This is a genomic window from Pseudomonas sp. GW823-FHT03E05 (assembly GCF_058796855.1).
The window spans coordinates 1192825-1211676 of sequence record NZ_JBXAJB010000001.1; the positions used below are offsets into that span (position 1 = coordinate 1192825).

At 64.8% G+C, this 18852-nt stretch carries 15 protein-coding genes; 5 read left to right on the plus strand and 10 right to left on the minus strand.

Annotated features, from left to right (window positions below; genetic code table 11):
- The 3 genes from AC1RCO_RS05340 to AC1RCO_RS05350 are packed head-to-tail and all read right to left on the minus strand — an operon-like array spanning nucleotide 1 to nucleotide 3181.
- Nucleotides 1-753 (minus strand): sugar transferase, encoded by a 753-nt coding sequence (locus AC1RCO_RS05340; RefSeq protein ID WP_019093969.1) that lies wholly within the window; start codon nucleotides 751-753, stop codon nucleotides 1-3.
- A 59-nt stretch (nucleotides 754-812) separates the two neighbouring features.
- The gene (locus AC1RCO_RS05345; RefSeq protein ID WP_011061366.1) at nucleotides 813-1832 is read right to left on the minus strand and encodes an NAD-dependent epimerase; all 1020 of its coding nucleotides are present in this window, start codon (nucleotides 1830-1832) and stop codon (nucleotides 813-815) included.
- Nucleotides 1829-3181 carry a UDP-glucose dehydrogenase family protein gene (locus AC1RCO_RS05350; RefSeq protein ID WP_011061365.1) on the minus strand — a complete coding sequence of 451 codons (1353 nt, stop codon included), beginning with the start codon at nucleotides 3179-3181 and terminating at the stop codon, nucleotides 1829-1831. Before AC1RCO_RS05350 ends, AC1RCO_RS05345 begins: the two co-directional genes overlap by 4 nt.
- 644 nt (nucleotides 3182-3825) lie before the next feature.
- On the opposite strand from AC1RCO_RS05350, the gene AC1RCO_RS05355 reads away from it, so the two are divergent.
- Nucleotides 3826-5127, plus strand: a complete 1302-nt coding sequence (locus AC1RCO_RS05355) for an OprD family porin (protein WP_053158615.1) — start codon at nucleotides 3826-3828, stop codon at nucleotides 5125-5127.
- A gap of 90 nt (nucleotides 5128-5217) precedes the next feature.
- Here AC1RCO_RS05355 and AC1RCO_RS05360 read toward each other — a convergent pair whose 3' ends face one another.
- The 7 genes from AC1RCO_RS05360 to AC1RCO_RS05390 all read right to left on the minus strand — a co-directional run bounded on the left by AC1RCO_RS05360 (nucleotide 5218) and on the right by AC1RCO_RS05390 (nucleotide 13550).
- Entirely contained in the window at nucleotides 5218-6156 is a 939-nt protein-coding gene (locus AC1RCO_RS05360; protein ID WP_065364092.1) for a carbohydrate kinase family protein, read from the minus strand.
- 13 nt (nucleotides 6157-6169) lie between these two features.
- Nucleotides 6170-7666 (minus strand): xylulokinase, encoded by a 1497-nt coding sequence (xylB, locus tag AC1RCO_RS05365; protein WP_065364091.1) that lies wholly within the window; start codon nucleotides 7664-7666, stop codon nucleotides 6170-6172.
- Between the two features lie 62 nt (nucleotides 7667-7728).
- Nucleotides 7729-9210: a mannitol dehydrogenase family protein gene (locus tag AC1RCO_RS05370; RefSeq protein WP_019093973.1), complete on the minus strand. Its 1482-nt coding sequence runs from the start codon at nucleotides 9208-9210 to the stop codon at nucleotides 7729-7731.
- Nucleotides 9211-9226: 16 nt separating this feature from the next.
- Nucleotides 9227-10330 (minus strand): ABC transporter ATP-binding protein, encoded by a 1104-nt coding sequence (locus AC1RCO_RS05375; protein WP_065364090.1) that lies wholly within the window; start codon nucleotides 10328-10330, stop codon nucleotides 9227-9229.
- Nucleotides 10331-10353: 23 nt separating this feature from the next.
- Nucleotides 10354-11184, minus strand: a complete 831-nt coding sequence (locus AC1RCO_RS05380; protein WP_065364721.1) for a carbohydrate ABC transporter permease — start codon at nucleotides 11182-11184, stop codon at nucleotides 10354-10356.
- A 10-nt stretch (nucleotides 11185-11194) separates the two neighbouring features.
- Nucleotides 11195-12121, minus strand: a complete 927-nt coding sequence (locus AC1RCO_RS05385; protein WP_011061358.1) for a carbohydrate ABC transporter permease — start codon at nucleotides 12119-12121, stop codon at nucleotides 11195-11197.
- A gap of 157 nt (nucleotides 12122-12278) precedes the next feature.
- On the minus strand, nucleotides 12279-13550 hold the full coding sequence (locus AC1RCO_RS05390; RefSeq protein ID WP_225368805.1) for an ABC transporter substrate-binding protein: 1272 nt from the start codon (nucleotides 13548-13550) through the stop codon (nucleotides 12279-12281).
- A gap of 385 nt (nucleotides 13551-13935) precedes the next feature.
- Here AC1RCO_RS05390 and AC1RCO_RS05395 point away from each other — a divergent pair, with 385 nt between their 5' ends.
- From AC1RCO_RS05395 to AC1RCO_RS05410, 4 genes are all read left to right on the plus strand, one after another.
- On the plus strand, nucleotides 13936-14958 hold the full coding sequence (locus tag AC1RCO_RS05395; RefSeq protein WP_041120647.1) for an AraC family transcriptional regulator: 1023 nt from the start codon (nucleotides 13936-13938) through the stop codon (nucleotides 14956-14958).
- A 242-nt stretch (nucleotides 14959-15200) separates the two neighbouring features.
- The gene (locus tag AC1RCO_RS05400) at nucleotides 15201-16865 is read left to right on the plus strand and encodes an AMP-binding protein (RefSeq protein ID WP_015635658.1); all 1665 of its coding nucleotides are present in this window, start codon (nucleotides 15201-15203) and stop codon (nucleotides 16863-16865) included.
- Between the two features lie 14 nt (nucleotides 16866-16879).
- Nucleotides 16880-17641, plus strand: a complete 762-nt coding sequence (locus tag AC1RCO_RS05405) for an SDR family NAD(P)-dependent oxidoreductase (protein WP_011061354.1) — start codon at nucleotides 16880-16882, stop codon at nucleotides 17639-17641.
- A gap of 12 nt (nucleotides 17642-17653) precedes the next feature.
- Nucleotides 17654-18844, plus strand: a complete 1191-nt coding sequence (locus AC1RCO_RS05410) for an acetyl-CoA C-acyltransferase (RefSeq protein ID WP_492617472.1) — start codon at nucleotides 17654-17656, stop codon at nucleotides 18842-18844.
- Nucleotides 18845-18852: the final 8 nt, after the last annotated feature.

Sequence of the window (18852 nt, forward strand, 5' to 3'; positions counted from 1 at the left end):
TCAACTTGCTCCGTGGCCATTGAGGACCTTGAAAGGGGTTTTGATCAGGATCTTCAGGTCGAGCCAGGGGCTCTGCTGGAAGATGTAGGTCATGTCGAGGGTCACGCGGCCGTCGAAATCCACGTCGCTGCGCCCGGATACCTGCCACAGGCCGGTGATCCCCGGGTAGATGCTCAGGCGGCCGAGGTGGTGTTCCTTGTAGGTCTGGGCATGGAACGAGGTGGGGCGCGGGCCGACGATGCGCATCTGGCCGAGCACCACGTTGATCAGGTTGGGCAGCTCGTCGAGGCTGGTACGGCGCAGGAAACCGCCGATTCCAGTGATCCGCGGGTCGCGGTCGATCTTGAAATCCACCGAGTCGGCGCCGTGCTTGTTCAGGTGGCGCACCGAATCCTTCAGGGCCTCGGCGTTGACCACCATGGTGCGGAACTTGTACATGCCGAAGCGCCGGCCGCGAAAACCGGTGCGCAACTGCACGAAGAACACCGGGCCGGGGCTGGTGAGCTTGATCAGCAAGGCCACGACCAGCAGCACCGGCGACAGCAGCACCAGCAGCACCGCGGCCAAAAGCGCCGAGGTCAGGCGCTTGCTGCGCGACAGGGTCCAGGGCCGCCCGCCGTCGCGGCCGGTGATCCAGCCGTGCTGTTGCAGGTCGATGGCGGCCTGGACCTTGCGCCGGAACGGGTCGTTGCGCCGGTCGATGTGCAGCGGGGCGGGCACCTCGGTTGCGGGCGATGAGAGAGGTCTATCCATATCCACCGGGAATACTTCCATTGCAGGGGTTGGGTAAAAACGTTCGGCTGTCTCGCGGCTCAGGACGCCGCGCCCGGGTAGTAGCTCAGGTACCACTGGACGAACTCGCGCAGGCCTTCCTCCAGGGGCACCTGGGGGCCGAAACCGGTGAGGTTTTCCAGGGCGCTGACATCCGCGCAGGTGTTGAGCACATCGCCGGGCTGCAGCGGCAGGTATTCCACCTGGGCCTTGTGGCCGAGGAGTTTTTCCAGGGTCGCCACGTAGTCCTTGAGCTCCACCGGGCGCTGGCCGCCGATGTTGAACAGGCGCCAGGGCGCCATGCTGGTGGACGGGTCCGGCTGTTCCCGGTCCCACAGCGGATCGCGCACTGGCGGCTTGCCCAGCAGGCGCACCAGGGATTCGACGATGTCGTCGATGTAGGTGAAGTCGCGCTGGTGCATGCCGTAGTTGAACAGTTTCAGCGGCCGGCCCTGGCTGATGGCGTCGGCGAACAGGATCGGCGACATGTCCGGCCGGCCCCAGGGGCCGTACACCGTGAAGAAGCGCAGGCCGGTGGCGGGCACGCCGAACAGGTGGCTGTAGCTGTGGGCCATCAGCTCGTTGGCTTTCTTGCTGGCCGCATACAGCGACAGCGGGTGGTCGACGTTGTCACTGACCTTGTACGGGGTCTGCTGGTTGGCCCCGTACACCGAACTGGACGAGGCGTAGATCAGGTGCTGCACCGGGTAGCGCCGGCACATCTCCAGCAGGTTGAGGAAACCGCTGAGGTTGCTGTCCAGGTAGGCCTTGGGGTTTTCCAGGGAATAGCGCACCCCGGCCTGGGCAGCGAGGTTGATCACCACCTGGGGCCGTACTTCGGCGAACAGCCGTTCCAGGCCCTCGCTGTCGGCCAGGTCCAGGCGCTGCAGGGGAAAGTGCCCTACCTGGCGTTCCACCCAGCGCACCCGGTCGCGCTTGAGCTGGGGGTCGTAGTAGTCGTTGAAATTATCCAGCCCGGTGACCTGGTGCCCATCCTTGAGCAAACGCAGTGCGGTATGGGCGCCGATGAATCCGGCGGCCCCGGTGATCAGGATATTCATGCGCGCAATGCCTCCGGTACACGGTAGGGCAGGCCGATGCTCAGGTAATGCAGGCCGGCATCCGCTGCCTGTTGCGGGTTGTAGAGGTTGCGGCCGTCGACCACCAGGCGATCCCTGAGGGTCTCGCGCAGCAGCGTGAAGTCCACCACGCGAAAGGCCTTCCATTCGGTGCAGATCACCAGCGCGTCGGCGCCTTGCAGGGTGTCGTCACGGGTGGCGCACAGTTGCAGGTCATCGCGGTAGCCGTACAGGCGCCGGCATTCGGTCATGGCTTCCGGGTCGTAGGCCTGGACCTTGGCCCCGGCTTCCCACAGTGCCTGCATCAGGTAGCGGCTGGTGGCTTCGCGCATGTCGTCGGTGTTGGGCTTGAAGGCCAGGCCCCAGAGCGCGATGACCTTGCCCTGCAGGTTGTCCCCCAGGTGCGCCTTGAGCTTGCGAAACAGCACATGGCGCTGCTGCTCATTGACGTCGCGCACGGTCTTGAGCATGTGCGGTTCCAGCCCGTGGCTTTCTGCGGTGTGGATCAGCGCCCGCAGGTCCTTGGGAAAGCACGAGCCGCCGAAGCCGGCGCCGGGGTAGATGAAGTGGTAGCCGATGCGCGGGTCGGCACCGATGCCCTTGCGCACGGCATTGATGTCCACCCCCAGGCGTTCCGCCAGGTTGGCCATCTCGTTCATGAAGCTGATGCGGGTGGCGAGCATCGCGTTGGCCGCGTACTTGACCAGCTCGGCGCTGCGGTTGTCCATGAACATCAGGCGGTCATGGTTGTGGTTGAAGGGCGCGTATAGCTCGCTCAACTGCTGGCGGGGCAGGTCGTCGGCGCAACCGACGATGATCCGGTCCGGGCGCATGCAGTCGGCCACGGCCGAGCCTTCCTTGAGGAACTCCGGGTTGGAGACCACGTGCACCCGCAGTTCGGATTTGCCCAGGTCTGCCAGTTGTTCGGCGACGGTCTCGATCACCAGATCGGCGGTGCCCACCGGCACCGTGGATTTGATCACCAGGGTCTTGTCGCTGAACATCAGGCAGGCAATGTTGCGCGCCACCGCCAGGACATGGTCGAGGTCGGCGGAGCCGTCTTCGTTGGAGGGAGTGCCGACCGCGATGAAAATCACCTTGCCGTGGCCCACTGCATCGCTGGCCTGGGTGGTGAAGTGCAATCGGCCGGCCTTTTGATTCTCTTCGATCAGGGTCGCCAGGCCCGGCTCGTGAATCGGCGGAATAGAACGTTGCAGCTGGGCGATCTTGTGGCTGTCGATATCGACACAGACCACGTTATGCCCGACATCGGCCAGGGCAACTGCTTGCACCAGGCCAACATAGCCAGTACCAAAAACGCTGACTTCCAAGGGAACGACCTCGTCCATGATGAGTGTTGGGGTGAGGGTGGTTCTCACCTTCTGAAAAGGCGTATGGCACATTGCCGCTATCACGCTCTTTTTTTGACACTACCATAACGCCGAGACGTTTAATTGACGTTTTGCTGTGTTACATAAATGACAGCTGTGTTTTGTTTATTTTTCGATGAATAAAATAATGTTTAAAAACAATTAGTTAAGCGTCTTCATGATGGTCATCATGGAAAGCGTCAAATAGTTGGTTTTTGTTAATAAATGACTGAAAAAACCGACGAACGGTAGTGCGGTGAGACGAAAAGCTAATGCCTTTTTGACATTACCTGCTACGGCATCCTGGGTTCCGAAGGTGAAGCTGAGCAGTCGGACAGTTTTTTTGACGCTTTTCTGCAGCTTGAAAACTGTTGAAATTGATCGGTTTTTTCAAAGATATGGCTGGCAAGGCGGGACGGGTAGCGCCGGTTATGACCAGGCGGGCGTCAGACTAAAGTCGGGTTGGGAGGGTAGGGGCTATCTGCCATCATTGCCGGTCTTCATTGATTCAATCAATTCAGCTGGCGATCACAGATTCGCTGGATGAATTTCACCTGGGTCTTTTTCTTTACCTCGCGTCACTGATTTGCTGCTGGAGCCTGTTCATGCGTCCCCCTTTCCCCTTACTCAATCCGTGCCCATTGCTGGGCCTCGGCGCTGCCGTGCTGTGCGCGGGTTTTGCCCCCCTGGCCAATGCGGCGGGTTTTTTCGAAGACAGCAGCGCCAAGCTGGAATCGCGCACGATCTACTTCAACCGGGACTTTCGCGACGGCCACACCAGCACCGACCAGGGCGCATCCAAGCGTGAAGAATCGGCCCAGGGCTTTATTCTCAACCTGCAATCGGGCTACACCGAGGGCACCGTGGGTTTCGGCCTGGACGCCCTGGGCATGCTGGGGATCAAGCTCGACTCCAGCCCCGACCGCAGCAACAGCGGCCTGCTGCCCTCCAGCGGTCACGACCCGCGGGGCTCGGCGGACCAGTACGCCAAGCTGGGGTTGACCGCCAAGGTCCGGGTCTCGCAGACGGTATTCAAGTACGGCGCCCAGTTGCCGGACCTGCCACTGCTCAAGTACAACGACGGGCGCCTGCTGCCCACCATGTTCAACGGCGCGGTGCTGACTTCCCGGGAGGTCAAGGACCTGACCCTGACCGCGGCCCGCTTGAACCGCTACACCGCGCGGGACTCCAGCGATGCCCAGGACATCCGCGTGCACTGCAAGAACAAGCGCTACGCCTGCAACACCACGGCGGATCACTTCGACACCTATGGGGTGGACTACAAGTTCAACGATCGCCTGACCGGCCAGTATCACTACGCCGAGCTGGAAGACATCTACCGTCAGCATTTTGTCGGCCTGCTGGCCAACCAGCCCCTGGGGCCCGGCGTGCTCAAAGGCGACCTGCGCCTGCTCAAGAGTGCCGACACCGGCGCCGAGCGCGCCGGCGGCATCGACAACCGCGCCCTGAGCACCATGCTCGGCTACAGCGTGGCCGGGCATGTGTTCAGTGCCGGCTGGCAGCGCATGTACGGCGACAACTCCATGCCTTACCTGGATGGCAGCAACCCGTACCTGGTGAACTACGTGCAGGTCAACGACTTCGCTGCGATCCAGGAGCGTTCCTGGCAACTGCGCTATGACTATGACTTCAAGGCCATTGGCCTCAATGGCTTGAGCTTCCTGACCCGCTACGTCAGCGGCGACCACATCAAGGTCCCGGGCAGCCTGCGCGAAGGCCGCGAATGGGAGCGCGACAGCGAGCTCAAGTACGTGGTGCAGAGCGGCACCTTCAAGGACGTGAGCCTGCGCCTGCGCAACGCCACCTACCGCAGCAACTACCAGAAGATCGCCCGCGACATGGACGAAACCCGCCTGATCGTCAGCTACAACTTCTCGCTGCTCTGACCGACGACTCTGGTAGAAGCTGGCTGGCCAGCGAAGGCGGTAGCCGCAATTGCGCAAGGCTTGCGGGCCTCTTCGCCGGCAAGCCGGCGGCTACGGGAGTTGATGCCGGTACGGCAGGTCCGGGCCGGTGCGGGTGCAGGTCTGGGCCGCGGCGTTGACGGCGAAACGCAGCAGGGCGTCGGTCTGTTCGCGATCAAGCTGTTCAAGGCCCTGGGGGGAATCCAGGCCCTGCTCGGTCAGCCAGGTGATCAGCGCGGCCTGGAAGGTATCTCCGGCGCCCACGGTGTCGGCAACCTCCACCCGGGGCGCGTCCACCGACCAGCTGCCATGCCCACGGCTGAACACCGTCGCGCCCTGGCTGCCACGGGTCAGGAACACCAGCCGGGCGTTGCCTTGCAGCCAACCCCGGATCAGCGTCTCGGGCGCCTGCCCGGGGTACAGCTGGGCCAGGTCTTCGTCGCTGACCTTGATCAGGTCGGCATGGCCGGCCAGTTCGGCGATGCGCTGGCGCCACAGCTGGATATCCGGCTGCGGGTTGAGCCGTACGTTGGGGTCCAGGCTGATCAGCCGCTGCCCCCGCTCACGGCGCACCAGGGCCAGCAAGGTATCGGCAATCGGCTGCACCACCAGGGCAAACGAGCCGATATGCAGCCCGCGCACCTGTGCGTCGAGCTGCGGCAGGTGCTCTTCTTGCAACTGGCGATCGGCACAGCCCTCGCCGCGAAAGCTGTAGTGGGGCGAGCCATCGGCGCCCACGGCCACCATGGCCAGGGTGGTGGGGGCGTCGAATTCCCGCAGGTAGCGGGTATCCACGCCTTCGTTTTCCAGCACCCGCCGCAGGCGCTGGCCCAGGTAGTCCCGGGACAGCCCGGCCAGCAGGGCGACATCGACGCCCAGGCGGCGCAGGCCCACTGCCACGTTGAACGGCGAGCCCCCGGCGATCGCCTGGAACGCCACTTTACTGGCCGGGGCCCCGGCCTCATCCGCGCTGAAAAAGTCGAACAGCGCTTCGCCACACACCAGATACATAGTCATTCGCTCTTCAAAGGCTTGCCAGTTGCTGTCGATAGCGCTGGTACACCGGTTCGTAGGCCGCCACGTGTTCGGCCCGGGGCTGGGTTTCGCTGCCCGGGTCGAGGCGCACGCAGCGCTCGCAGAGTTGTTGCAGGTCCAGGTCCGGATCGTCCTGCCGGCCATGGCACCAGGCTGCCTGGATCGCCGCGCCCAATGCGGCGGCTTCGGCCTCGCGGGGGCAGATCACCGGGGCATGCATGATATCGGCGACCATCTGCCGCCACAGCAGACTTTTCGCACCGCCGCCGATCAGCCGGATGCTCTGGCTGTGCAGGCCCGCTGCGCGCAACAGGTCGAGGCCGTAGCGCAAACCGAAGGTGGTGCCTTCCACCACCGCGCGGCACAGGTTGGCCGGGGTCAGGTTGTCCAGGGTCATGCCGTGCAGGCTGCCCTGGGCCTGGGGCAGCGCGGGCACTCGCTCGCCGTTGAAGAACGGCAGCAGGCACAGCCCCTCGGCCCCGATGGGGGCCTGCTCCAGCCGCTGGTTGAAAGCGGCAAGGTCCAGGCCCAGCAGTTCGCGCACCAGGGTGGTGGCGTTGGTCAGGTTCATGGTGCAGATCAGCGGCAGCCAGCCACCGCTGGACGAACAGAAGGTCGCCACCGAAGGCTCGGGGCTGATCAGCGGGCGCTCGGCGTAGGCATACACGGTGCCGGAGGAGCCCAGGCTCATGGTGATGATTCCGGGCTGGATATTGCCGGTGCCGATGGCCCCCAGCATGTTGTCGCCACCGCCGCTGGCCACCCAGGCATCCGCGCTGATCCCCAGTTGCCGGGCGACCGGCGCAAGGATCCGGCCCACAGGCTGGTGCGCTTCGAGCAACGGCGGCAAGGCCCGTTCCAGGCGCCCGCTGGGGTCGATATGGGCCAGCAGGGCGCGGTCCCAGTCGCGCCTGCGCACATCGAAATAGCCGCTGCCCGAGGCATCGCCGTACTCGCTGCAGCAGCGCCCGGTCAGCCAGAAATTGAGGTAGTCGTGGGGCAGCAGGATATGCGCAATGCGCTGGAACAGTTCCGGGTGCTGCTCCCGGGTCCAGAGCAGTTTCGACACCGTGTAGCCCGGGGCAATGGCCAGCCCCAGGCGCTCCAGGGAGCCCTGGGTGCCCCCCAGCCAGTCCAGCAGGCGCTGGTTTTCGGCGCTGCTTTGGGTATCGCACCACAGCTTGGCCGGGCGCAGCACCTGGCCCTGGTCATCCAGCAGCACCAGACCGTGCTGCTGGCCGCAAACCCCGACACCGAGCACCTGCCGGCCATCCACCCCGGCCGCCTGCAAGGCCTGCCGAGTGGCGCTGGTGCAGGCTTGCAGCCACTGCGCGGGATCCTGTTCGCGGCAGCCATTGGCGCCGCTGATCAGGCTGTGGGGCGCAGCGCCCCGGCCCAGGACGGTGCCGCTCCGGCTGTCGAGGATCAGCGCCTTGGTGCCTTGGGTGCCGCAGTCGAGACCGAGAAAAAGCGCGGGTTGAGTCATCGTCGCTCCTGGTGAGGGTGGTTACTGTCGAGCTGTAGCCGCTGCCGAGCCTGCGGCAGCGGCTACACGGGCCTGGCCAACAACCGCTCCAGCGTCTTGCTCACGCCATGTTCGCGCAAGCTGTTGAAGCAGCGCTCGAAAGCATCGACAAACGCGCTGGAATGGGGAATCGCCGAGCCGAAGATTTCTTCCACCGCCAGCAAACGCTGGGTCAGCAAGGTATCGTCGGCCACCAGGGCCTGGCAGAACTCGGCCCGCGGGTCGGGAACCCGGTAGCTCAGGCCATTCTCGTCCACGCCCTTGAGGTACAGGGCCCAGGCCGCCACCACCAGGGCCGCACGCTCGGTATCACGACCATCGGCGATCAGCCGGTTGATGGTAGGTACGGTGAACTTGGGAAACTTCGACGAACCGTCGCTGCACACCCGCTCCAGCTGGTCGGCGATCGCCTGGTTGGAGAAGCGCTGGACCAGCGTGTCCTTGTAGGCCGCCAGGTCGATGCCCGGTACCGGCGCCAGTTGCGGGGTTACGTCCAGGTCCATGTAGGCGCGCATGTAGGCGACGAACAGCGGGTCGTTCATGGTTTCGTGGACGAAGCGGTAGCCCTTGAGAAAGCCCAGGTAGGTCAGGGCCAGGTGGCTGCCGTTGAGCAGCTTGATCTTCATCTCTTCATAGGGCGTGACGTCGTCGGTGAACTGCACGCCGACCTGTTCCCAGGCCGGCCGGCCATTGCAGAACTTGTCTTCCAGGACCCACTGCACAAAGGGCTCGCAGACGACCGGCCAGGCATCGTCGATGCCGTGCTCATCGTGCAGTTGCAGGCGGTGGGCGGTGCTGGTCATGGGGGTGATGCGGTCGACCATGGCGTTGGGAAAGCTCACGTGGCGCTCGATCCAGTCATGCAGGTCGGCGTCGCGGCGGGCGGCGAAGGCCAGCAGCGCCTTGCGGGTCACCGCGCCGTTGTGGGGCAGGTTGTCACAGGACATCAGGGTAAAGGCCGGGATCCCCGCGGCCCGGCGCAGGGCCAGGGCCGCGCAGAGAAAGCCGAATACCGTGCGTGGCTGTTGCGGATGGGCCAGGTCGTGCTGGATCTGCGGCAGGTGCAGCATGAACTCGCCCGTGCTGTCGTCGATGCAGTAGCCGCCCTCGGTGATGGTCAGGGAGACGATGCGGATCTCCGGGCTGGCCAGCTTGTCGATCAGCGCCTGGGCGTCGTCCTCGGCCAGCAGCATCTGGCTGATGGCGCCGATCACCCGCACCTCGTGGTCGTCGCCATCGCCCAGCTCGTACAGGGTGTAGAGGTAGTCCTGGCCGGCCAGATCGTCCCGCGCGCGGCGGTCTTCGGAGCGCAGGCCGACCCCGCAGATGCTCCAGTCCAGGCCCTGGCCCAGGTTCATCAGGGCATCGGTGTAATAGGCCTGGTGGGCCCGGTGAAAGCCGCCGACGCCAATGTGCGCGATGCCCTGGCGGGTGGCGGTGACGGTGTAGGCGGGTACCCGCACCTGGGGCGGCAGTTGGCTGAGGTTCAAGCGTTTGAGTTTCATGCAGGGCTCTCTGGGGTCAGGCGGCGGCGCGCAAGGGGCGGGACACGGCGACCCCCTGGGCATCGAATAGATGGCAGTGCTGGGGGGCCAGGTGCAGGTGCAGCTGTTCGCCGTAGCGGCTCGCCAGGTCACCGCGGATACGCAGGGTCAGGGCTTCACCGCAACTGCTGCGGACATGGCAGAAGGTGTCGCTGCCCAGGCGCTCGGCCACGTCGCTGGTGACTGCCAGGCTGCCCGGGCCGGGCTCGCCCAGCTCCAGATGCTCGGGGCGGATGCCCAGGGTCACCTCGCTGCCCGGGCTCAGTTGCGCACCGCTCTGCTCCAGGCGCAGGCGTGCCCCGGCATCCAGCTGGACTTCGCAGCCCTGGCCGTCGACGTGGCTGATGCGGCCCTTGAGAAAGCCCATCTTCGGCGTGCCGAGAAAGCCTGCGACAAACAGGTTGGCCGGGCGATGGTAGAGCTCCAGGGGCGAGCCCACCTGTTCCACCCGGCCACCATTGAGCACCACCACCTTGTCTGCCAGGGTCATGGCTTCCACCTGGTCGTGGGTCACGTAGATCATGGTGGCCTGCAGTTCCTTGTGCAGGCGCGCCAGTTCCAGGCGCATCTGTACCCGCAGGGCGGCATCGAGGTTGGACAGCGGTTCGTCGAACAGGAAGATCTTCGGGTTGCGCACAATGGCCCGGCCAATGGCCACGCGCTGGCGCTGGCCGCCGGACAGCTGCTTGGGCTTGCGTTCGAGCATCGGCCCCAGTTCCAGGATGCGCGCCGCCTCGTCGACCTTCTGCTGCACCAGGGCCTTGTCGACCCCCGCCAGGTCCAGGGCGAAGGACATGTTCTTGCGCACGCTCATGTGCGGGTACAGGGCGTAGGTCTGGAACACCATGGCCAGGTCGCGCTTGGCCGGGCTGACTTCGGTGATGTCGCGACCGTCCAGCTCGATGCTGCCGCCGCTGACTTCCTCCAGCCCGGCGATCAGCCGCAGCAGGGTGGACTTGCCGCAGCCCGAGGGGCCGACGAAGACCACGAACTCCTTGTCGTTCACCTCAAGGTCGATGCCCTTGATGATGTCGAAGCCTTCGAAGCCTTTTTGCAGGTTGCTGATTTTCAGGTGAGCCATGGGATGTCTCCAGAATTCTAGGGTTACTTCACCGCGCCAAAGGACAGGCCGCGTACGAGCTGCTTCTGGCTGATCCAGCCGAAGATCAGGATCGGCGCGCAGGCCAGGGTCGAGACCGCCGAGAGCTTGGCCCAGAACAGCCCTTCGGGGCTGGAGTAGGAGGCGATCAGCGCGGTCAGCGGGGCGGCGTTGGAAGAGGTCAGGTTCAGCGACCAGAAGGCCTCGTTCCAGCACAGGATCAGCGACAGCAGTGCAGTGGAGGCCAGGCCGCCCTTGGCGATGGGCATCAGCACCCGCAGCATTTCCTGGGCCAGTGTGGCGCCGTCCAGGCGGGCGGCTTCGAGGATGTCCCGGGGGATGTCCTTGAAGTAGGTGTAAACCATCCACACCACGATCGGCAGGTTGATCAGGGTGTAGATCACGATCAGCGCGACGCGCGTATCCAGCAGGCCGAAACTCTTGGCCAGCAGGTAGATGGGCATCAGCACGCCCACCGGCGGCAGCATCTTGGTGGAGAGCATCCACAGCAGGGTGCGCTTGGTGTTGCGGGTTTCAAAGAAGGCCATGGAGTAGGCCGCCGGCACCGCGATCAGCAGGCACAGGGCGGTCGCGCTGAAGGAAATCACCACCGAGTTCCAGGCGAAGGCCAGGTAGTTGCTGCGCTCGTTGATGTGCAGGTAGTTCTCGAGCGTTGGCGTGAAGATGAATTGCGGCGGCGTGGCAAAGGCGTCGATCTCGCTCTTGAAGCTGGTCAGCACCATCCAGAAGATCGGGAAGAAGATCAGGATCGCGATGGCCCAGGCCAGGGTGCCCAGTAGCAGGCTTTGCAGGCGTCGGGATTGTTGCAGGGTCATGGCGGCCACCTCAGCTCTGGTCAGTCAGGTTTTTGCCGATCATCCGCACCAGGATGATCGCGGCGATGTTGGCGATGACCACGGCGATCAGCCCGCCGGCCGAAGCCATGCCGACGTCGAACTGCACCAGGGCCTGGTTGTAGATCAGGTACGCCAGGTTGGTGGAGGCATAGCCCGGGCCACCGTTGGTGGTGGTGAAGATCTCGGCGAACACCGACAGCAGGAAGATGGTCTCGATCATCACCACCACGGCAATCGGCCGGGCCAGGTGCGGCAGGGTCAGGTGCCAGAAGATGGCGATGGGCCCGGCACCATCGAGGCGCGCGGCTTCCTTTTGTTCCTGGTCCAGGGACTGCATGGCGGTCATCAGGATCAGGATGGCGAACGGCAGCCACTGCCAGGAAACGATGACGATGATCGACAGCAGCGGGTAGTGCGCCAGCCAGTCCACCGGCTGGGCGCCGAACAGTTTCCACAGCGCGGCGAGGATCCCCGACACCGGGTGGAAGATCAGGTTCTTCCAGATCAGCGCGCCCACCGTGGGCATGATGAAGAACGGCGAGATCAGCAGCACCCGGACGATGCCCCGGCCGAGGAACTCGCTGGCCTCCAGCAGGGCGCTGATCAGTACCCCGAACACCACGCTGATCAGCAGTACGCTGCCCACCAGCAACAGGGTGTTGGTGGCCCCGGGCACAAAGCCCGAATCACTGAGGAAGTAGCTGAAGTTCTCCAGGCCGACGAACTGGTTCTCGCCGGGGTACAGCAGGTTGTAGCGGATCACTGAAAAGTACAGGGTCATGCCCAGGGGCACGATCATCCACAGCAGCAACAGCGCCACCGAAGGGCTGACCAGGAACCAGCCGGGGTTGGCCAGGCGGCTTTTGCGAGGCGCCGCCTGCGGTTGCACATGCAGCTTGGCAGTCGAGGTATTCATAAGGGTCACAACCAGTTGGGTACAGGGGGGCGCGACACGGCGCTGGCACGGCCGGGCTGCCCGTAGGTGCTGGCTTGCCAGCGAAGGCGCCCTTGAACACTGCGCAAGACTCAAGGGCCTCTTCGCCGGCAAGCCGGCTCCTACAGGGAGAGCCGGGTTACTTCGGGTAGCCGGCGCGTTTCATTTCCCGTTCGGTGCTCTGCTGCGCGGCCGCCAGGGCCTGGTCCACCGTGGTCTGGCCGATCAGGGCGGCGGAAAACAACTTGCCGACCTGGGTGCCAATGGCCTGGAACTCGGGGATGGTCACCAGTTGGATGCCGACGTAGGGCACGGGCTTTAGGGTGGGCTTGCTCGGGTCGGCGACCTTCAGCGATTCCAGGGTGACCCTGGCGAACGGCGCGGCCTGCATGTAGGCCTCGCTGTAGGTGGAGGCGCGGGTGCCCGGCGGCACATTGGCGATGCCATCCTTCTCGGCCACCAGGGCCGCGTACTGCTTGGAAGTGGCCCAGGCACTGAAGGTCTTGGCGGCGTCCTTGGCCTTGGAACTGGCGGGGATCGCCAGGGACCATGAGTACAGCCAGGCGCTGCCCTTGTCAGTGACCTGGTGCGGCGCGTAGGTGAAGCCCACATGGTCGGCGACCTTGCTCTGGCTCTTGTCGGTGACGAAAGAGCCGGCCACGCTGGCGTCGACCCAGATCGCGCACTTGCCGCTGTTGAACAGCGCCAGGTTTTCGTTGAAACCGTTGCTCGAAGCCCCGGGCGGGCCGGACTTCTTCATGTTGTCGACATAGAAGCTCAGGGCGTTCTTCCATTCCGGCCCGGTGAACTCGGGCTTCCATTGTTCATCGAACCAGCGTGCGCCATAGCTGTTGGCCAGGGTGGTGATCAGGGCCATGTTCTCGCCCCAGCCGGCCTTGCCCCGCAGGCACAGGCCGTATTGCTCCTGGTCGGGCTTGTTGAGCTTGGCGGCGAATTCGCCGATCTGCTCCCAGGTCGGCCGCTCGGGCATGCTCAGGCCGGCCTCCTTGAACAGGTCGGTGCGATAGTAGGTCATGGAGCTTTCGGCGTAGAACGGCAGGGCATAGAGAGTGCCCTTGACCGACAGCCCTTCACGGACCGAAGGGAAGACATCGTCCAGCTCATAGCTGGCCGGCAGGTCCTGCATCGGTTGCAGCCAGCCCTTGGCGCCCCAGAGTGCGGCTTCGTACATGCCGATGGTGAGCACGTCGAATTGCCCGCCCTGGGTGGCGATGTCGGTGGTCAGGCGCTGGCGCAGCACGTTCTCTTCCAGCACCACCCAGTTCAGCTTGATGTCCGGGTGCTCGGCCTCGAAGGTCTTGGACAGGCGTTGCATGCGGATCATGTCGCTGTTGTTGACGGTGGCGATGGTCAGGGTCTGGGCGCCAAGGGTGACGCTGCTGAGGGTCATGCAGGTGGTGAGGAGCAGGGCTTTGCTGCAGGGTTTCATCGTTCACTCCTGTCCTGCGCCGGTGAGGGCTGCAGAAGGACGGTTATTGTTGTTATGTCTTCCTCTGCCGAGGAAGAAGGTGGGCTGATTACAGCCCTCAAACGCGGTGCTGACAAATCATCCCTGACACTTGAATTGATACTTTTTTGCACTGGCCCGCCAAAGGGCCCTTGGCTTGGGCAGACGTTCTGCGGGACTCGCTGGCGCATGGGCCTGTTCGCGGCCTTGCAGATGCGTATTGGTTTTGCCTGGCAGGAGGGGTTGCCACTTAGCCCAAAGCCCACTGGCTTTTTCCCGGTCACTGCCTAAGATGGCCATCCCAGGATTGAGTAAACCGTTGGCCGCGATGTCGGAAAAAGACACCATCTCCATGCAACTGGTGCGCGAGGCACTGCTGCAAAGCTGCGCCCCGGGCGCCGCCACCGATGAAGTGCTGCACAAGGTCGGGATCGACCCGGCGGGCCTGCAGCAGGGCACGGCGCGGGTACCGGCCAGTGCCTATGCACGGCTCTGGCGCCTGCTGGCGCGGCGCCTGGACGATGAGTTCTTCGGCATGGACCCGCGCCGCCTGAAGTCCGGCAGCCTGGCCTTTCTCTGCCGCTCGGCCATGGCCCAGCCGACCCTGGCCAGCGGGTTGGACTCGGTGCTGGGCTTTCTGACGCTGATGTTCGAGCGCATGCCGGCGCAGCTGGTGCACCAGCAGAGCCTGGCGGAAATCGTCCTGCTGGAGGATGAACACGAGCCGCGGCGGGCCTTTACCTACTTCACCTACTGGATGATTGTCCACGGCGTGGCCTGCTGGCTGGCGGGCCGGCGCATTCCGATCCTGGCCATCGAGCTGCGCGGCCCGCAGCCGGATTTCTGCGACGACTACCGGGTGATGTTCTCGGACAACCTGCGTTTCGAGCGGCCGCGCACACGGATGATCATCGCCGCCGACTGCCTGGACCTGCCGATCAAGCGCAGCGAGGAAGAGCTCAAGCGCTTCCTGGCCCATGCCCCGGCCAACATCCTGGTCAAGTACCGCGACCCCGAGAGCCTGGCCAGCCGCATCAAGCAGCAGTTGCGGCAACTGCCAGGGGAGCAGTGGCCCGAGAGCGAAAGCCTGGCCCAGAGCCTGTGCATGTCCGCCTCGACCCTGCGCCGGCGCCTGGCGGAAGAGGGCCAGAGCTACCAGGCCCTCAAGGACAGCGTGCGCAAGGAACTGGCGATTGTCTGGCTGGCCGAGCCGCAGATCAGCTTTGCCGAGATTGCCGGGCGCCTGGGGTTTGCCGACACCAGCTCGTTCTACAAGGCCTTTCGCAAATGGTCCGGTTCCAACCCCGGGCATTACCGCAGCCTGATCCTCAACGACCCGCACCTCTCGTAGGAGCCGGCTTGCCGGCGAAGAGGCCCGCAAGCCCTGCACCGCCCGAGACGACGCCTTCGCTGGCAAGCCAGCGCCTACGGCAATTTCAGGTGCCGCCGCCAACCGTGGCGGGGCGTGCTCTTGGCCAAACCGGTCACGCAACTTGATAGCTTTGACCATTGTTCCGCGAGGGCTCTGGCGCCAGTATTTCCCTGATTTTCATGAGGTTCCCATCCTAATAAGAACAGTGAGGGATTCTGGCAATGCGCAACTACCTGTCTGCTATCAAGGAATTCGATTATCAGCACACCATGGAGTCGGCCCTGGCGGGCTCGCTCTCAGCCCTCAATGCCTGTGTCGAGTGCTGCGACCGGCATGCCTTGCCCGGGCGCATCGCGCTGTTCTGGGAAGGCCGGGACGGCAGCAGCGCCAGCTACACCTTCACTGAACTGCAGGACAAGGCCGGGCGCCTGGCCAACTTCTTCCTGGCCCAGGGGGTCGGCAAGGGCGACAAGGTCGCCGGGCTGCTGCCACGCAATGTCGAACTCTTGATCACGGTGCTGGCCACCTGGCGCATTGGCGCGGTGTACCAGCCGCTGTTCACCGCCTTCGGCCCCAAGGCCATCGAGCACCGCCTCAACAGCTCCAAGGCCAAGCTGGTGGTCAGCGACGCGGTGAACCGGCCCAAGCTGGCGGAAGTCGCCGAATGCCCGACCATCGTCACGGTCGCAGGCGCCAAGGGCCAGGGCATCGTGCGCGGTGACTTCAGCTTCTGGGCCGAGCTGGAACAGTACCCGGCCCAGTGCGAGCCCGTGCTGCTGACCGGCGAAGACCCATTCCTGCTGATGTTCACCTCGGGCACCACCGGCCCCTCGAAAGCCCTGGAAGTGCCGCTCAAGGCCATAGTCGCGTTCCAGGCCTACACCCGCGACGCCGTGGACCTGCGCCCGGAAGACGCCTTCTGGAACGTCGCCGACCCGGGCTGGGCCTACGGCATCTACTTCGGCGTCACCGGGCCCTTGGGCCTGGGCCACCCGATCACCTTCTACGATGGCCCCTTCACCCTGGAAAGCACCTGCCGGGTGATCAACAAGTACGGCATCACCAACCTCACCGGTTCGCCCACTGCCTACCGCCTGCTGATCGCTGGCGGCGACCAGTTCGCCCGTTCGATCAAGGGCCGCCTGCGTATCGTCAGCAGCGCCGGCGAGCCGCTCAACCCTGAAGTCATCCGCTGGTTCGCCGAACAGCTGGGCGTGGTGATCCACGACCACTACGGCCAGACCGAGCTGGGCATGGTGCTGTGCAACCACCACGGCCTGGAGCACCCGGTGCATGTCGGCGCCGCCGGTTTCGCCTCGCCGGGCCACCGCATCGTGGTGCTGGATGAGCACTACCAGGAACTGGGCGTCGGCCAGCCGGGGATTCTGGCCATCGACCGCAGCCGGTCACCCATGTGCTGGTTCGCCGGTTACGCCGGGGTGCCGACCAAGGCCTTTGTCGGCAACTACTACTTAAGCGGCGACACCGTGGAGTTGAACCAGGACGGCAGCATCAGCTTCGTGGGCCGCAGCGACGATGTGATCACCACCTCCGGCTACCGGGTCGGCCCGTTCGACGTGGAAAGCGCACTGATCGAACACCCGGCCGTGGTGGAAGCGGCGGTGGTGGGCAAGCCCGACCCGGAGCGCACCGAACTGGTCAAGGCCTTCGTGGTGCTCAGCGAGCAGTACCGCGCCACCGATGAGCTGGCAGAGGAGTTGCGCCAGCACGTGCGCAAGCGCCTGGCGGCTCATTCCTACCCCCGTGAAATCGAATTTGTCAGCGAATTGCCGAAGACCCCAAGCGGCAAATTGCAGCGCTTTATCTTGCGCAACCAGGAAATCGCCAAGGCTCAAGAGGCCGCGGCGTCAACAGCTACCGCATGAACAGGATTTGAATGATGGACATTGCAAACCAGGTATTTCTCGTCAGTGGCGGCGCTTCCGGCCTGGGAGCCGCCAGCGCCGAAATGCTGGTCGCCGCCGGCGCCAGGGTGATGCTGGTGGACCTCAATGCCGAGGCCGTGGCGGCCAAGGCCCAGCAGCTGGGCTGCCAGAGCGTGGTGGCCGACATCAGCCAGGAAGCCGCGGCCGAAGCGGCGGTGCAGGCCACGGTCAAGGCCTTTGGCGGGCTCAACGGCCTGGTCAACTGCGCCGGCATCGTGCGTGGCGAGAAAATCCTCGGCAAGAACGGCCCCCACGCCCTGGCCAGCTTCAGCCAGGTGATCAACGTCAACCTGATCGGCAGCTTCAACCTGCTGCGCCTGGCAGCAGCAGCCATTGCCGAAAGCCCGGCCAATGCCGACGGCGAGCGCGGGGTGATCATCAACACGGCGTCCATCGCCGCCTTCGACGGGCAGATCGGCCAGGCGGCCTACGCCGCCTCCAAGGGCGCCATCGCCAGCCTGACCCTGCCGGTGGCCCGGGAGCTGGCACGCTTCGGCATCCGGGTGATGACCATCGCCCCGGGTATTTTCGAAACCCCGATGATGGCCGGCATGAGCGACGAAGTGCGGGCCGGCCTGGCCGCCGGCGTGCCATTCCCGCCACGCCTGGGCAAGCCCGCCGAGTACGCCGCGCTGGTGCGGCACATCATTGAAAACAGCATGCTCAACGGCGAGGTGATCCGTCTCGACGGCGCCTTGCGCATGGCCGCCAAGTAAGGAGGATTCATCATGTCCATTGCCCAAGATCCGATTGTCATCGTCAGCGCCGTCCGTACCCCCATGGGCGGTTTCCAGGGGGACCTCAAAGGCCTCAGCGCGCCGCAACTGGGGAGCGAAGCCATTCGCGCCGCAGTCCAGCGCGCCGGCATTGCACCGCAGGCGGTCGAAGAAGTGCTGTTCGGCTGCGTGCTGTCCGCCGGCCTCGGCCAGGCCCCGGCCCGTCAGGCCGCCCTGGGCGCCGGCCTGGACAAGGGCACCCGCTGCACCACCCTGAACAAGATGTGCGGTTCCGGCATGGAGGCCACCATCCTGGCCCACGACATGCTGCTGGCCGGCAGTGCCGAGGTGGTGATCGCCGGTGGCATGGAAAGCATGTCCAACGCCCCGTACCTGCTGGACCGCGCTCGCAGCGGCTACCGCATGGGCCACGGCAAGGTGCTGGACCACATGTTCTTCGACGGCCTGGAAGACGCCTACGACAAGGGCCGCCTGATGGGCACCTTCGCCGAGGATTGCGCCGAGGCCAACGGCTTTACCCGCCAGGCCCAGGACGATTTCGCCGTGGCTTCCCTGACCCGTGCCCAGCAGGCGATCAAGGACGGCCTGTTCAAGGACGAGATCGTTCCCCTGCAGGTGATGGTCGGCAAGGAGTCGAAGCTGATCAGCGACGACGAGCAGCCGCCCAAGGCCAAGCTGGACAAGATCCCCACCTTGAAACCGGCGTTCCGCGACGGTGGCACCGTGACTGCGGCCAACTCCAGCTCGATCTCCGACGGCGCCGCGGCCCTGGTGCTGATGCGCCGCTCCGAAGCTGACAAGCGCGGCCTCAAGCCCCTGGCAGTGATCCACGGCCACGCGGCCTTCGCCGATACCCCCGGGCTGTTCCCGGTGGCCCCGGTGGGTGCCATCGAGCGGCTGATGAAGAAGACCGGCTGGTCGTTGAACGAGGTCGACCTGTTCGAGATCAACGAAGCCTTCGCCGTGGTCAGCCTGGTCACCATGAGCAAGCTGGAAATCCCCCACGCCAAGGTCAACGTGCACGGCGGCGCTTGCGCCCTGGGCCACCCGATCGGCGCTTCCGGTGCGCGGATCCTGGTGACCCTGCTGTCGGCCCTGCGCCAGAAAGGCCTCAAGCGTGGCGTGGCCGCGATCTGTATCGGCGGTGGTGAAGCCACGGCCATGGCCGTTGAATGCCTGTAACGAGGAAT